Raw genomic sequence first — 14544 nt, forward strand, 5'->3', positions numbered from 1 at the left:
CGTGGGGGGTGCGGGGGTGCGGGGGGCCTGGGCTGCGGGTTGGTCGGTGGCGTTGACGGGGTTCGGGGGGAGCCCGGCAGTCCAGCGTCCTTTCGGCGCGGGCCGGCCCGTCAAGGGCGCTCCCTGCGGTCGCGTCGCTACGCGATGGCCTTCGGCCACCCTTGACCGACCGACCCACCCCGAAACGCCACAAGACTTCCGGGTTCCCCCCGAGGAACGGCCGGGAGGGACGATGAGGAGGAGCGGGCAGACTGGCGAAGCCCAGGCCCTTTCCCGCCGGTCATCCGAACCCGTCACCCATCAGCACCGCCCAGCCGGACGGAATAGACGCCCGGGGAGCTCGGAGCACCCAGGACCGGGCGGTCAGCCACCCTTCCCGCACCTTCGCACGGCCAGCATGAGCGTAAGGACGACCCAGGGCCCCGGGCGGTCGGTGGGCGCAGCGGATCGCTACGCACTCTCGCTCGGCTTAGCGGCAACCGGCCGTCCGTGGCCGAGCAATCGAAACGATCAGATCTCGGATGCTAAAGACGAAAGATCAGGTCCGCTAGGACCACTAGGACCGCTAGGACCGCTAGGACCACTACAGACTCTCAGGTCCTCAGGGCCCTGAGAGTCTGTAGTGGTCCTAGCGGACCTGAGGGCCCGTGACGGTCCTGGCGGACTGAGGGCCCTGGGGGTCTTGGGGGTCTTAAGGGTCTTGAGGGAGGGTCTTGAGGGTCTGCGGATCGTCGCCGGACGGCCTCAGACCACTACCGGCCCATGGGCGGGCCTATATCCAGATCCAGCCACAGACGGTCGTCAGTCGCTAAGCCGAGTGGGATGGGTGTGGTGGGTGGGCGGCTTATGCCCAATCACAGACGGCCGATGGCCGCTAAGCCGAGCGAGAGTGTGTAGCGATCTGACGCGCCCACCGACCGCCCGGGGGTGGTGGTCGTCCTTACGCTCATGCTGGCCGTGCCAAGGTGCGGGAAGGGTGGCCGACCGCCCGCTCCTGGATGCTCTGACTGTCCCGGGCGTCTATTCCGTCCGGCTGGGCGGTGCCGATGGGTGACGGGTCCGGATGACCGGCCCGAGAGGGCGCGTACGTCTCTGACCTGCCCGCTCCTCCCCATCCGTCCCTCCAGGCCATCCCCCGGGGGGATCCCGGAAGTCCTGTGTTTTTCCGTGGTGGGACGGTCCGTCAAGGGTGGCCGAAGGCCATCGCGCAGCGACGCGACCGCAGGGAGCGCCCTTGACGGACCGGCCCACCACGGAAGGACGCTCGACTACCGGGACGCCCCCCGGCCCCCTCAACACCCCCGACCAACCCGCAGCTCCCCCACCACCCCCCGCCCCACTCACGCATCCCCCACACCCCACCCCCTACGCTGACCAGGGACACCCCAAACAGGCACAAAGCCCCCCAAGGACCCACCTACGTGACCCAACAGCCCCTGCAGCCGCCCCAGTCCCCATCCCAACCCCCACCCCAGTCCCAGTCCCCACCTCAGCCCCCGCCCCCGCTCCCCCCGCCGCGGCGGGGGGCGGACTGGATGTTCGGCGGGGTCTACGGGACGGTCCTCGCGTCCGGACTGCTCGCCGCGCTCGATCAGAAGGGCGGGGAATACACGCCCTTCTACGACGCCAGCTGGGTCCTGGTCACCGCCGCCACCGCCGGGCTCGCGCACGGGTACTCGCACCACATGAGCACCCACCAGCCCGGCTCCGCGGGACACCGCTGGCGGATCCTGGGGCGGGCGCTGTGGAACGAGTGGCCCATGATCGCGGCCACTCTTCCCACCGTCCTGCTGCTGCTCGTCGCCGGGCTCGCCGACTGGGACTCGCACGGGGTCACCGCCATCGGGCTGGGCCTGAACACCGCGATGCTGTTCGCCTGGGGGGCCTTCGTGGCCATGCGGGTCGGCTACGGCCTCGGCTCGGCGCTCCTGATCGGCGTCGCCGACGCCACGATCGGGCTGGCCATCATCGTGGCCAACGCCCTCATCAAGTGACGGGGACCGCCGGCGAAGGGCCCGGGCGGCCGACCGCCGGCGGCCGACCATCAGCGCCAACCCCGGGGCTCACTCCGGGGCTCACTCCGGGAGCTGTCCCTCCGCCTCGGCGAGGATCTCCGTCAGCCTCGCGCCGAACTCGGCCCCCCGCTCGTCCGGCACCCCGGTGCGGGCCGAGTCGAGCAGCGCGTCGAGGGCGCGGCCGTAGGCGCCCGGTACGTCGCTCCAGTCCGGCAGGCCGAAGACGCCCTCGGTGCCGCGCAGCTCCAGCCCCACCCCGGCGGCCGCACGCGGGGAGCTGAGGCTGAGGACGGCGGTGCTGGCCGCGCCGGAGGTGTGGCGCAGGGCCAGTTGGACCACGTCGGCGGGGCCGCGGGTGGCGCTGACCGAGGTGACGTCGCCGAGAACCGGGATGAGTACGGACAGGGCGTGCGGGCCCACGTCCCACAGCCCGCCCTTGGCCTTGCGCCAGGGCGAGTCCGCGTAGGCGCTGGGCTCCCCGTCGGGCGGGAAGACCGCGCCGAGCCAGTGCGCGGCGGCGGTGAACCAGCCGGAGCGCCCGGCCTGCTGCGCCACCCAGCCGGACGTGGGCTCGGCGAAGCGGAGGGTGAGGAAGACGACGGAGGCGACCCGGTGTTCGACCACGGCGTCGGCGACGGCGCGGGCGTCGGCCGCGGTCGTGGCGACGGGTTTGTCGAGCAGCAGATGGCATCCGGCGGCGGCCGCCCGCACGGCGAGTGGGGCCTGTACGTCGGGCGGCAGGGCGAAGGCCACGGCGTCACAGTCGGCGAACAGCGCGTCGGGGTCTTCGTACACCTTCACGCCGAACTCGCGCGCCAGCCCGGCCGCGGCTTCGGGTCGCCGGCCCCAGACTCCGGCGAACTCGGAGCCGGTGTGCGCCGCTAGGGCGGGGGCGTGGGTGCGGTGGGCCCAGGGACCCGTGCCCAGCAGCCCGACCCTGGGGAGTGGCCCGGAAGCGGCCTCTTCGGCGGCATCTCCGGCGGACGTCAAATCGTACGAAATGCTCACCCGCTCAGTCTGCCCCACTCGTACGGGTGCGCTGACGCCGACCCGCACAGCCACGCCCACCTGCGGCGTAAACCTCGGTAACACGGGGTTCACACACGGGCAACGGAAGAGAAATCGCGAGCGGGCACTCTGCGCTCTACACCGCAGAACGAATTCGCAGCATGCGAACCGCAGGACGCAACGCAGCATCCGCAGAGTCTGCGCCGGAGCGACGCATCGAAGGATGGGGCCCGTGAGCTACAAGGCTGAGTACATCTGGATCGACGGAACCGAGCCGACGGCGAAGCTGCGTTCCAAGACCAGGATCCTGGCGGACGGCGACGCGCTGCCGATCTGGGGCTTCGACGGGTCGAGCACCAACCAGGCGGAGGGCCACGCCTCGGACCGCGTCCTGCAGCCGGTGTTCTCCTGCCCGGACCCGATCCGCGGCGGCGACAACGTCCTCGTCATGTGCGAGGTCCTGAACATCGACATGACCCCGCACGAGTCGAACACCCGCGCGCTGCTGCGTCCGGTCGCCGAGAAGTTCGGGGCGCAGGCCCCCATCTTCGGCATCGAGCAGGAGTACACCTTCTTCGACGGCACCCGCCCGCTCGGCTTCCCGGTCAACGGCTTCCCGGCCGCGCAGGGCGGCTACTACTGTGGCGTCGGCTCGGACGAGATCTTCGGCCGCGAGATCGTCGAGAAGCACCTGGACCACTGCCTCACGGCGGGCCTGGCGATCTCCGGCATCAACGCCGAGGTCATGCCCGGCCAGTGGGAGTTCCAGGTCGGCCCGGTGGGCCCGCTGGAGGTCTCCGACCAGCTGTGGATCGCCCGCTGGCTGCTCTACCGCACCGCCGAGGACTTCAACGTCTCCGCGACGCTGAACCCGAAGCCGGTCAAGGGCGACTGGAACGGCGCGGGCGCGCACACCAACTTCTCCACGAAGGCGATGCGCGAGGACTACCGCGCGATCATCTCCGCGTGCGAGTCCCTGGGCGAGGGCAGCAAGCCGATGGACCACGTGAAGAACTACGGCGCCGGCATCGACGAGCGCCTGACGGGCCTGCACGAGACCGCCCCGTGGAACGAGTTCAGCTACGGCGTCTCGGACCGTGGCGCCTCCGTCCGCATCCCGTGGCAGGTGGAGAAGGACGGCAAGGGCTACATCGAGGACCGCCGCCCGAACGCGAACGTGGACCCGTACGTGGTGACCCGCCTCATCACGGACACCTGCTGCACCGCGCTGGAGAAGGACGGCCTGGTCTAGGACCCCGTCTCCCGCCCCCAACGCCCGACGCCCGCCCGGCCCCGTGGCCGGGTGGGCGTCGGCGTTCCATGGGACAGATCCGCCTGGAATGCGATATAGGCGACGGGAAGGGACCGAAGGAAGCGACTGGCGAGGTGACGGTTTGTCGGGATTGCAACATTCCATTCACACCATGATCTCGGAATATGAGATTCTGATCCATAGAGTGAGACAGGGTCTGCCCGGACGTCAGGACATCTGCTTGAATGGGGCCATGGCCAGCCACTCGCACACCTCGACCGGTCGCAGCGACCTCGAGCCGTTCTGGCCTTCCCGTCAGGACCACGATTTCGACCGGGTGTGTTGCCGCGCGAAGAACGCGCCGGCCCTCTAAAGCCTCCGGGATCCACCAACCGAACCCCGAGGCCTTCGGTCTGCGCGGTACGACACAAGACGACGCCTCCGCGTACGTCTCCTGCCGACCACTCCGCGTGAAAGAGCTGACCACTCATGGCGAACACCCGTTCCTTCGCTTCTGCCACCTCCGCTGCGACCTCTCCTCTGACCTACCCGGCCTTCCCGCCCAGTCCGCGCCACCGCCTGCGAGCCGTGGACCGTGACGAGGTGGCACGTGTCGTGGACTTCCTCCCGCCCGGCGCCACCTGGCTCCCCGCTCCGGCGCACACCCTGCCCGCCCTGCCCGGCCAGCCGCCGATGGTCGGCTACCTGGTGCTCGTCCCGGCCGACCAGCAGCCGCCGGTCGCCTTCTCCCCGCAGTCCGTCCCCGCCCCCGCGGCCCCCGCCGCCGCGGCGGTCACCGGGGACGCCCTGGTCCGCATCGACCCGGCGCAGCGCACCGCCGAGGTGGACGGAGAGGTGCTGGACCTGACGTACCTGGAGTTCGAGCTGCTGGCTCACCTGGTCGCGCACCCGCACCGGGTGCACAGCCGGGACCAGCTGGTGACCACGGTCTGGGGCTACGGCCACGTGGGTGACGGCCGCACCGTCGACGTCCACGTCGCCCGGCTGCGCCGCAAGCTGGGCGCCGCCCATCGCGGCGCCATCCAGACCGTGCGCCGGGTCGGGTACAAGTACGCCCCCTGAGCCCCCTGAGCATGTCCGCCGGGCCCGTACTCGCGAGGGGGAGTACGGGCCCGCCGTCTGCCCGGACCTGTGGACTCCGGTTCAACCCGGCCGCACCCCAGTGCCGTTCGGGCCGGGCCCGAGGCCCGTCAACCTGGGTGGCCGTCGGTCGGGGGCCCCGGGACCGTTCCCGGGGCCCCCGGCCGACGGCACGCGACCTAGGCCTGGGCCCCGGTGTCGGCCCCGGCCCGGCGCCGCGACGCGGCGTAGCCCAGTGCGACGTCGGCCGCCAGGAACGCCACGAGGCTGATCCCGAGCAGTGGTACGAACCAGCCCACGAGGGCCGTCGCCGCGGCCAGCGGCAGCAGCACCGTCACCGGCAGCTTCCGCCACGCGCCGCGCGGCTGGGGGCGGCCGACCGAGAGCGTGCGCTCCTTGGTCGGGCGGCGCAGCCACCACATGCGGTAGCCCCAGACCACCATGAACATCAGCGCGACCGCCAGCGCGGCGAGCGCCAGCTGGTTGGCGAGCCCGAAGGTGAGGCCCATGTGCAGGTCGATGCCGAAGCGGGTCAGCTTGGCGAGCAGCGGGTAGTCCGCGAAGCGCAGTTCGTCCATGACCCGGCCGTCGGCGGGGTCGACGGAGACCGCGTCCAGGTGCACCGGAACCTGCTTGTCCTGCTCCTTGACCACGTACCCCTTGCCCTTGGCGGGCAGGGTGATCCGCAGGTACTCGGTGACCCCGGCGGCCCGGGCCGCCGCCACCGCGCCGTCGATGCCGATGACGTCGGTGGGAGTGGGCGGCGCCGCCTGTGTGCCGTCGCCCCCGCCGTGCCCGGCGTGTTCGCCGCCCGCGTCGGCGGCCGGAACGTCGCCGACGGTGGCGGAGACCGCCGGGGTGGCCCCGCCGAGGCTGTCCTGGAGCTGCCCGATGTTCTCGCCGGCGTACTTCGACCAGGTCAGGCCGGTGGCGGAGAGGCCGACGAGGCCGATGGCGATCCAGACGCCGACCGAGCCGTGCCAGGACAGCGTCTTGCGCCGGCCGGTCGCCTTGCGGTCCGGCACGACGAGCCGCGCCTTACGGGTCCGCCTGCGGCCGATCCACAGCGCGAGCCCGCCGAGCGCGACCACCCACAGCCAGCTCGCGGCGAGCTCGCTGTAGTTCCGTCCGAACTCCCCCAGCTGGAGGCTGGAGTGGAACTCGCTCAGCCACGCCCGCAGCGGCAGCGCGTCACCGGCGGTGGTGAGTTTCCCGCGGACCTCGGCCGTATACGGATCGACGAACACGGTGAGGGTTTCGCCCTCGGCGAGTCCCGGGCTCTCCATGATCACCCGGGTGGTGGCGTCCGCCTCGGGCGCGGGCCACACGGCGGTCACCGTGCCCTGGGGCGCGGAGTTCCTCGCCGCGTCGACCTGGGCACCGAGCGGCTGCGCGCTCGCGCCGACGTGGGGAGTCGTCAGCTGGTCGGAGTAGAGGATCTTCTCGGCCTGCCAGGAACCGGCGTAGAGCAGCCCGGTGGTGGCGGCGACGAACAGGAGCGGGGCGATCAGCACCCCGGCGTAGAAGTGCAGGCGCAGGAGCAGCGGGCGCAGCGCGGCCCAGGTGCCGGGGGCACGGGTTTCCGCGGCACGGGTTTCGGGGGCGCTGGTCTCGGGCGTGCGGATTTCGGAGGCGTCGGCTATGCCGGTACCGGGTTCGTCGGTACCGGTGTTGTCGGTGTCGGTGGCGGCGTTGTCGCTTCCGGCTTTGTCGCTGCCGGTTGCGGAGGGTGCGCCGGAGTCCGCTGCGCGGACTTCCCCGACCTCGTCGAGAGACATGAGTGTCCTAGGTGTTGGCGAAGACATGGGTGAGCGACCCCAGGTCTCGCCCCCTCGCCGAGGAGGTGCGCCGTTCGGTCAGGCGCGGGCAGGACGGCCTGGGGCCGTGATACGGATCCGTCCGCGCGCGGGCGGCCCGCGCCGCTCGGCGGTGTGCGCGTGCACGGCGCCGCGCAGGGCGCGCGGCCGTTCGTACGCGGCGGGCCGGAACGCGGACACCTGCGGTACGGGGACCCCGCGCGACCGGAGCAGGTCGAGGACCCTGGCGAGCGGCCGGGCGGCGAGCAGCGTCCCGGCCGCGAGGACGGCGGCGAGCCGGAAGACGGCGGCCTCGCCCCGGGCCAGCCAGAGCGCGCAGAACAGTCCGGCCAGGACGTGGGCGGCGATCATGCCGAGCCCGTCGTGGGCGTGGCCGGCCGCCATGTCACCCATGCCCGCCATGCTGCTCATGGCGTCCATGGCGTCCATGGCGTGCGCGCCGCCCATGCCGTCCGCGGCCGCCTTCATGCCCGTGCCCGTGCCGACGTCCGTGACGCCGTCCATGTCCATGTCCGTGCCCGCCACGTGGTGGCTGCGCACCGAGGCCGAGAAGACCAGGTGCAGGACCGCCTGTACGCCGAGCAGCGCGGCGGAGATGGGGACCGGTCCGCGCCGGCGCCCGGTGGAGAGCCAGGCAAGTGCTCCGGTGAGCCCGAATGCACACAGAAGGCCCAGTGCCGGAATATCCGTACCGGACATGTACGAATGCCCCGCAGCACCCAACGCGACGGCCACCGCCGCGAATACCGCGGCCCGCATGGCGCGCATCGGCGCGGGATTCTGTGACATGACCTGGGCATGCTGCCACGAGGCCCCGCCGCACTCAACCGCAACTCTGTGTCCGATCATGGTCGGATGAACCCAGTGCCATTGACGGTGCCGTTGAGCGCGGTGTATGTGGGCGGGGTCCAGCTCGGGGCGTACGCCCTGGAGCGGCTGGATCCGGCGGCGCGGGAGCGGCTGCTGCGGCGCTGCTCCACCAATGCCGACAACCTCGACGCCGGCCGCTGGGAGACCCTGCCGCTCAGCGCCTTCCTCGTCGAGGAGCCGATGCCACTGCCGTACGCACTGCTGCTGACCGCCGTGCTCGGGTACGCCGAGTACGCGTACGGGGCCTGGTGGACTGCCGCCGCCTTCCTGTTCGGGCACGGTGCGGCGACCCTGCTCGTGTACGGGGTGCTGCGCCGGAGCGCCGGCCCGCGCACCCGGCGGGCGGTGGACGTGGGCACCAGCTACGGGTTCAACACCGTGCTCGGTGCACTGACCTCAGCACTCCCGCGCGGCCCGGTGCGCACCGCCGCCCGGGTGGGGCTGCTGGCGCTCGCCGTCCGGCCGCTGCTGCGCCGGGAGCGGACCTTCACCGACACCGGGCATCTGGTGGCACTGGGACTCGGCCTCGGGCTCTCGCTGGCCGCCGATTGTCCTTCCGGACCGAAATCTTCGAAAATCATATGGATGACACGCGTCACCCAGCGCATGTCGTTCCGTAGCCATTCCGTTCTCTGATCATTCGAATTCCGAATGCCGTCGTCCGCCAACGCTGGAGCCGCCACGATGACCGTCACCCAAGCCACCACCGTCGCCAACCTCCGCGACCTCGGCGGCACCCCGCTCGCCGGCGGCCGCACCGTCCGCGCCGGTCTGGTGCTGCGCTCCGGCCAGCTCGACCGGCTCGACCTGGAGACCGACCGGGCGGTGGCCGCACTGGGTCTGCGGACGGTCGTCGACTTCCGCACCGACACCGAGCGCGGCGAACACCCCGACCGGATTCCGGCAGGCGCCCGGCTGCTCATAGCCGACGCCCTGGCCGACAAGGTCAACGCCGACAGCTCGGCCGGCGACGTCCCCGGGAAGATACCGGCCGCCCAGCTCAAGGACATGCTGTCCGACCCGGTGGTGGCCGAGCAGCACCTGGGCGGCGGCAAGGTGCAGGCCCTGTTCTCCAGCGTCTACCGCTCGCTGGTGAGCTCCGCGTCCGCGCAGACCGCGTACCGGCTGCTGCTCACCGAGCTCGCCGATCCGCAGACCGGTCCGCTGCTGTTCCACTGCACGGCGGGCAAGGACCGTACGGGCTGGGGCGCGACCGTGATCCTGTCGCTGCTCGGCGCGGACGACGAGACGCTGATGAGCGAGTACCTGTCGGTCAACCCGGCGGTGCGGATCGCCTTCGCCCCGATGATCGAGGGCTTCACCGCGGCCGGCGGGGACCCGGACATCGCGCTGGCGCTGATCGGCGTCTTCCCCTCCTACCTGGAGGCCGCGTTCGACGAGGTGAACACGCGCTACGGCTCGATGGAGAAGTACGTGCGCGAGGGCCTCGGGATCCCCGACGAGACGGTGGCGGCCCTGCGCGCCCGGCTCGTCGCATGAACCTTTCGGCCCCCTGAGGCGGGGCCGGTCCGAAGGGGCACGCCGGGACGGGTGACCATCCGACCATTCGCTCGTTCTGCTGAACGTGACTGCGCCGGATACCGCCACCCGCCCCCTCCCGCCCGACGTCGAGCAGGCCGAGGCCGCCATCGTCGAGCACTACCCGCGGCTGGTGCGGCTGGCCTACTTGGTGCTGCCGCCCGCCCTCGGCCGCAACCGGCGGGTCCTCACCGCCCACTCACTGGCCCAGCGCGCCCTGCCGCGCGGCCGGCGGGACGGGGCGGTGGCCGCGCAGGCGGCGGTGAAGGGCGGGGTCCCGGGCCAGCGGGGCGGGGCGGGTCCCGAGTCCGGTTACGCCTACGTACGCCTGCGGGTGCTGCGCTCGGCCCTGGAGGCCGGGATCCCACTGACGTTCCGGGCCCTGCCCCGGCGGGCGCAACTGCCGCCGCTGCTCCCCCAGGTGTGGGGGCTGCGGCTGTTCCCGCGGTCGGGCGGCGCCGAGGAACTGGCGCTGGACCAGTGGCTGGCCACCCTCGACGGGCCGGGCCGGGCCGCATGCGTACTGCGGGCCCTGGAGCGGCTGCCCGAGGCGGAGGTGCTGCGGGTGCTGGCCGAGGCGGGGGTGGCGAACCCGGCCGCCGCCGTCGCGGAGTCCGGGGACCCGTCGACCGGCGGGCTGTTCCACTCCCCCGAGTTCGACCCGTGCGTGCTCCAGGCCCGGCCCACCGATTTGTTGCGCCGGCGCCGGCTGGTGCGGGCCGCGATCGCCGCCGGGGCCGCCCTCGTCGTGTGCGGGGCGCTGCTCGCGCTGCCCGGCGGCGGCTGGGGGGCCGACGGGGCGGCCGCCCCGCTGTACGCGAAGAACGCGGCGGCGGAGCGCGCGCTGGACCCCGGGCAGCTGGTCCGGGTCGCACCGACGGTCTGGCGCACGTCCTCGCGTACGGACTATTCCGGCTGGCCCGCCCGCGGCGACCGCATCGGCGACACCGCCCTGCTGCGCCGGGCCCTGGCCGTCTGGGCCCGGCCGGGGCGCTCGGTCGTGGTCTCGGCCACTCCGGGCACCCCCTCCGGGCCGCCGATGGGACCGCCGCAGCTGCTGTTCGCCGGCACCGTCGACCAGGCCGTCGTGGTGCTGCTCTACGACGGCCTGCGCGTGGCGCGGTACGCCGAACCGCGCTCCGGCACAGAGATCGCCGCCCTCGACTTCGCCCGGACCGACGGCGCCTCGGCGGACACGGCGACGGCCCTGGTGCTCAGCCGGGTCGACGGCAACGTCCGCTACCTGGCGGCGCCCTGGGTGACGGGCGCGGCGCTGCGGGACCTGCTGAAGCCGGGCGCGGCCCCGGCGCAGCTGAAGCTGACCCCGGAGGGGATCACCCCTCCGGTGGCGAGCCCCGCCCCGGACGGCACGTGCACCAGCTGGAACGCCCTGGCCGTGACCGGCGACGGCGCGACGCGGCTGATCACCGACCTGGGCGAGCTGACGCCGGCCCGGCTGACCTCGGGCGCACCGGGCGCCGAGCGGAACGTGACGGAGGGCGCGGAGCTGGGCGACTGGTCGCGGATCGCGTGTCTGCTGCCTTCGGTGCGTTCGCACGGGGTGCGCACGGTCAACGCGTGGACGTACGCGAAGCAGCCGCTGCCGGAGGGCGACGGCAGTGCCACCTGGCTGTGCACGCGGGCGGAGACCTGGCAGGGCACGGCGGACCGGGTGCAGGCGCAGTTCCTGGCCCCGGGGGCCCCGCTGGCGGCGCAGGCGGCGAAGGCGGAGGGTTCGCCGGCGTGCGGGCCGCGGGAGCCGCGGGTGCTGGCCGGGGTGCTGTGGAAGTCGAAGGCCGGGCAGTGGTACGTACTGGCGGCGGGCAGCGCGCAGTTCGCTTCGCTGACGGTGGGCGGCGGCCAGGTGAGCGGGGTCGCGGTCGGCAATCGGCTGGCGGTGAAGGCTCCGGCGGGTGCGCAGGTGGAGCTGACGGGCAAGCTCACGGACGGTTCGCAGGCGGGCGTGCTGCGGTAGGACGGCTTCCGGGGGGCGCCACCGGGTTGCTTCCAGCAGGGTCTCGGCGCCCTTGGCCTGTGGGCCGTCCAGCCCCGCGGTGCGCGCCCGGGCCGCGAAGTCGGGCCGGGCGCGCACCCGCGGGCGTACGGAACCGCGCACCCGCGGGCGTACGGAACCGCGCACTCGCGTCGACAAGTCCGCGCAGAGGGGTTCTCCCCGCCTCTACCCATCAGTACATTGACGCCATGTCTAATACGCCGCCCGCGTCGCCCGCCCCCGTGGCGTCGGAACACATAGATCTCAAGGCCCGCAACGTGTCGTTCTCCTGGGAGGACACCCCGCTGCACTGGCTGCCCGGCGACCCCTTCGCCAACCACACCATCAACGTGCTGCACCTGCTGCTCCCGGCCGGGGAGCGCTGGTTCGTGCACGTCTACAAGCAGGTGCTCCCTTACATCACGGACGAGCGGCTGCGCGAGGACGTCGTCGGGTTCATCGGCCAGGAAGCCATGCACGCGAGCGCGCACGACGACGTGCTCCCCCACCTCAAACGGCAGGGCCTGGACCCGACCCCCTACACGGCGCAGGTGGACTGGCTCTTCGAGAAGCTGCTCGGCGACCGGACGCTGCCGCCGGGCGGGGCCCGCAAGTGGTGGCTGATGGAGCGCGTGGCGATGATCGCGGCGATCGAGCACTACACGGCGTTCCTGGGCAACTGGGTCCTGAACGCGGGGGAGCTGGACCGCCGGGGAGCGGACCCCGTGATGCTGGACCTGCTGCGCTGGCACGGCGCGGAGGAGGTCGAGCACCGGTCGGTGGCCTTCGACCTGTTCATGCACCTGGACGGCAACTACCGCCGCCGCGCACGGACCTGGGCCACCGCCTTCACCGCCCTGGTCTTCCTGTGGCAGCGCGGCTCGCGCTACTTCATGGAGCACGACCCCGGACTGCCGGCCGGCTCCAAGGCCTCGGTGGGCCAGTTCTACCGCTCGGGCCGCAAGGGAACCCTGCCGTCCACGGGCGCGATGCTGAAGTCGATCCCGACGTACCTCTCGCGCACCTACCACCCCTCGCAGGAGGGCTCGACGGCGCAGGCCGTCGCCTACCTGGCCACCTCCCCCGGCGCCAACGGAGGTGTCCGGGCATGAGGCGGACCGCGGCACTGACGGTGGGGGCGCTCGCGGGCGCGGCCTGGACGGCGAAGCGGGCGATCGGCCGGCGCATCGACTCCGGGTCCCCGCTGTGGCCCCTGCCCACGCTGGAGACACCCGTCTCGGGGTACTCGCCGCGCCGCTGGATCCCGGCCCTGATCGTGTCCCGTACGGAACCCGCGGACGGGGTCCTGTCCCTGACGCTGGAATCGGCGGAACTCCCGGCCTGGACCCCGGGCGCGCACGTGGACGTGACCCTCCCGTCGGGCCTGGTGCGCCAGTACTCCCTGTGCGGCGACCCCGCCGACCGGGGCCGCTGGACCATCGCGATCCGGCTGGTCCAGGACGGCCGGGGTGGCTCGCGCGAGGCCCACGCCCAGCTGGTGGCGGGCGCGGAGCTCCCGGTGCGCCCGCCCCGCAACCACTTCCCCCTCCTCCCGGCCCCGTCCTACGCCTTCGTCGCGGGCGGCATCGGCATCACCCCGGTCCTGCCGATGCTCCGCGCCGCGACGGCGGCGGGCACGCCCTGGACCCTGCTCTACGGGGGCCGCTCGCGCGGCTCGATGCCCTTCGCCTCCGAGCTGGCGGCCTCCTACGGCGACCGGGTCACGATCGTCCCCGAGGACGAGGCGGGGCTGCCCGACCTGTCCCCGCTCGCCGCCCCCGGTCCGGGCACCCTGGTCTACTGCTGCGGCCCGGCCCCCCTGATGGCGGCCGTCAAGGCGGCCGTCCCGGCGGGCACCCCGGTCCACCTGGAACGCTTCGCCCCGGCGGCCTCGGGCGGCGACGCGAAGCCCTTCACCGTGGAACTGCGCCGCTCGGGGCGGGTCATCGAGGTGGCGGCGGCGGAATCCACCCTGACCGCCGTGCGCCGCGAGCTCCCCAACACCCCGTACTCCTGCGAACAGGGCTTCTGCGGCACCTGCCAACACCGCGTCCTGTCGGGGGACATCGACCACCGCGACACCCTCCTCACGGACGGCGAACGTGAGGACTCGATGCTCCTGTGCGTCTCCCGCGCGGCAGCGGACCACCTGGTCCTGGATCTCTGAGGGGCCGTCCGGACGGCTCCGCGCGGACGCGCAGTAGGGTGTTCCGCATGACAACCGGGGTGCGGCGCAGGATGGGTGTCGAGGAGCGGCGGCAGCAGCTGATCGGGGTGGCGCTGGAGCTGTTCAGCCACCGGTCGCCCGACGATGTGTCCATCGACGAGATCGCGGCGGCCGCGGGGATATCGCGGCCGCTGGTCTACCACTACTTCCCCGGCAAGCTGAGCCTGTACGAGGCCGCACTGCGGCGGGCGGCCGACGAGCTCGCGCTGCGGTTCGTGGAGCCGCAGGAGGGCCCGCTCGGGGCGCGGTTGCTGCGGGTCATGGGGCGGTTCTTCGCCTTCGTCGACGACCACGGGCCCGGTTTCTCGGCGCTCATGCGGGGCGGGCCGGCCGTCGGCAGCAGCCGGGCCAGCGCGATGGTCGACGAGGTGCGCCAGGCGGCGTACGAGCAGATCCTCTCGCACCTGGGCGTCGACCGGCAGGCTCCCCCCGCCCGGCTGGAGCTCGTGGTGCGCTCCTGGGTGTCCCTGGCCGAGTCGACCGCGCTGATCTGGCTGGACGGGCGGCGGATCCCGCGCTCCGAGCTGGAGTTGCAGCTGGTGCACGATTTCGCCGCGCTGGCGGCGGTGAGCGCCGCGTACGACGCGGAGATGGCCGGCATCCTCGTACGGATCCTCGTGGACGAGCCGGCCGACGGGCCGTTCGGGGAGCTGGTGGGACGGCTGGCGGCCCTGGTGCCCACCACGGTGCCCGGTCCGCGTCGATAGCCGGTCCTTGATCGA

At 72.9% G+C, this 14544-nt stretch carries 12 protein-coding genes; 9 read left to right on the forward strand and 3 right to left on the reverse strand.

The window, feature by feature from the left end; all coding sequences use genetic code 11:
* Positions 1-1535 precede the first annotated feature (1535 nt).
* The gene (locus OG389_RS11030; protein WP_328298298.1) at positions 1536-1994 is read left to right on the forward strand and encodes a hypothetical protein; all 459 of its coding nucleotides are present in this window, start codon (positions 1536-1538) and stop codon (positions 1992-1994) included.
* 81 nt (positions 1995-2075) lie between these two features.
* Here OG389_RS11030 and OG389_RS11035 read toward each other — a convergent pair whose 3' ends face one another.
* Complete coding sequence (locus OG389_RS11035) at positions 2076-3005, reverse strand: Gfo/Idh/MocA family protein (protein ID WP_328303673.1); 930 nt, start codon at positions 3003-3005, stop codon at positions 2076-2078.
* A 250-nt stretch (positions 3006-3255) separates the two neighbouring features.
* Here OG389_RS11035 and glnII point away from each other — a divergent pair, with 250 nt between their 5' ends.
* Entirely contained in the window at positions 3256-4275 is a 1020-nt protein-coding gene (glnII, locus tag OG389_RS11040; RefSeq protein WP_328298299.1) for a glutamine synthetase, read from the forward strand.
* Positions 4276-4764: 489 nt separating this feature from the next.
* On the forward strand, positions 4765-5358 hold the full coding sequence (locus OG389_RS11045) for a winged helix-turn-helix domain-containing protein (RefSeq protein WP_328298300.1): 594 nt from the start codon (positions 4765-4767) through the stop codon (positions 5356-5358).
* Between the two features lie 197 nt (positions 5359-5555).
* On the opposite strand, the gene OG389_RS11050 is transcribed toward OG389_RS11045, so the two are convergent.
* Positions 5556-7154 (reverse strand): PepSY-associated TM helix domain-containing protein, encoded by a 1599-nt coding sequence (locus OG389_RS11050; RefSeq protein ID WP_328298301.1) that lies wholly within the window; start codon positions 7152-7154, stop codon positions 5556-5558.
* Between the two features lie 78 nt (positions 7155-7232).
* Positions 7233-7982 carry a hypothetical protein gene (locus OG389_RS11055; RefSeq protein ID WP_328298302.1) on the reverse strand — a complete coding sequence of 250 codons (750 nt, stop codon included), beginning with the start codon at positions 7980-7982 and terminating at the stop codon, positions 7233-7235.
* A 66-nt stretch (positions 7983-8048) separates the two neighbouring features.
* Here OG389_RS11055 and OG389_RS11060 point away from each other — a divergent pair, with 66 nt between their 5' ends.
* From OG389_RS11060 to OG389_RS11085, 6 genes are all read left to right on the forward strand, one after another.
* Positions 8049-8699, forward strand: a complete 651-nt coding sequence (locus tag OG389_RS11060) for a rhomboid-like protein (RefSeq protein ID WP_328298303.1) — start codon at positions 8049-8051, stop codon at positions 8697-8699.
* A gap of 48 nt (positions 8700-8747) precedes the next feature.
* The gene (locus OG389_RS11065) at positions 8748-9563 is read left to right on the forward strand and encodes a tyrosine-protein phosphatase (RefSeq protein WP_328298304.1); all 816 of its coding nucleotides are present in this window, start codon (positions 8748-8750) and stop codon (positions 9561-9563) included.
* An 85-nt stretch (positions 9564-9648) separates the two neighbouring features.
* On the forward strand, positions 9649-11577 hold the full coding sequence (locus OG389_RS11070; protein ID WP_328298305.1) for a hypothetical protein: 1929 nt from the start codon (positions 9649-9651) through the stop codon (positions 11575-11577).
* A gap of 227 nt (positions 11578-11804) precedes the next feature.
* Complete coding sequence (locus OG389_RS11075) at positions 11805-12707, forward strand: metal-dependent hydrolase (RefSeq protein ID WP_328298306.1); 903 nt, start codon at positions 11805-11807, stop codon at positions 12705-12707.
* Positions 12704-13762 carry a PDR/VanB family oxidoreductase gene (locus tag OG389_RS11080; RefSeq protein WP_328298307.1) on the forward strand — a complete coding sequence of 353 codons (1059 nt, stop codon included), beginning with the start codon at positions 12704-12706 and terminating at the stop codon, positions 13760-13762. The genes OG389_RS11075 and OG389_RS11080 overlap by 4 nt, the downstream gene beginning before the upstream one ends.
* Before the next feature lie 47 nt (positions 13763-13809).
* Positions 13810-14529, forward strand: coding sequence for a TetR/AcrR family transcriptional regulator (locus OG389_RS11085; RefSeq protein WP_328298308.1), 720 nt, complete (start codon positions 13810-13812; stop codon positions 14527-14529).
* Positions 14530-14544 lie beyond the last annotated feature (15 nt).

This window comes from Streptomyces sp. NBC_00435 (genome assembly GCF_036014235.1).
In the GTDB taxonomy this organism is placed as follows: domain Bacteria; phylum Actinomycetota; class Actinomycetes; order Streptomycetales; family Streptomycetaceae; genus Streptomyces.

What these genes read in the sequence shown, in the direction of transcription:
- OG389_RS11030 (WP_328298298.1), top strand. Translation starts at nt 1,536, where the DNA reads ATGTTCGGCGGGGTCTACGGGACGGTCCTCGCGTCCGGACTGCTCGCC.
- OG389_RS11045 (WP_328298300.1), top strand. Translation starts at nt 4,765, where the DNA reads ATGGCGAACACCCGTTCCTTCGCTTCTGCCACCTCCGCTGCGACCTCT.
- OG389_RS11050 (WP_328298301.1), bottom strand. Translation starts at nt 7,154, where the DNA reads ATGTCTCTCGACGAGGTCGGGGAAGTCCGCGCAGCGGACTCCGGCGCA.
- OG389_RS11055 (WP_328298302.1), bottom strand. Translation starts at nt 7,982, where the DNA reads ATGTCACAGAATCCCGCGCCGATGCGCGCCATGCGGGCCGCGGTATTC.
- OG389_RS11060 (WP_328298303.1), top strand. Translation starts at nt 8,049, where the DNA reads ATGAACCCAGTGCCATTGACGGTGCCGTTGAGCGCGGTGTATGTGGGC.
- OG389_RS11065 (WP_328298304.1), top strand. Translation starts at nt 8,748, where the DNA reads ATGACCGTCACCCAAGCCACCACCGTCGCCAACCTCCGCGACCTCGGC.
- OG389_RS11075 (WP_328298306.1), top strand. Translation starts at nt 11,805, where the DNA reads ATGTCTAATACGCCGCCCGCGTCGCCCGCCCCCGTGGCGTCGGAACAC.
- OG389_RS11080 (WP_328298307.1), top strand. Translation starts at nt 12,704, where the DNA reads ATGAGGCGGACCGCGGCACTGACGGTGGGGGCGCTCGCGGGCGCGGCC.
- OG389_RS11085 (WP_328298308.1), top strand. Translation starts at nt 13,810, where the DNA reads ATGACAACCGGGGTGCGGCGCAGGATGGGTGTCGAGGAGCGGCGGCAG.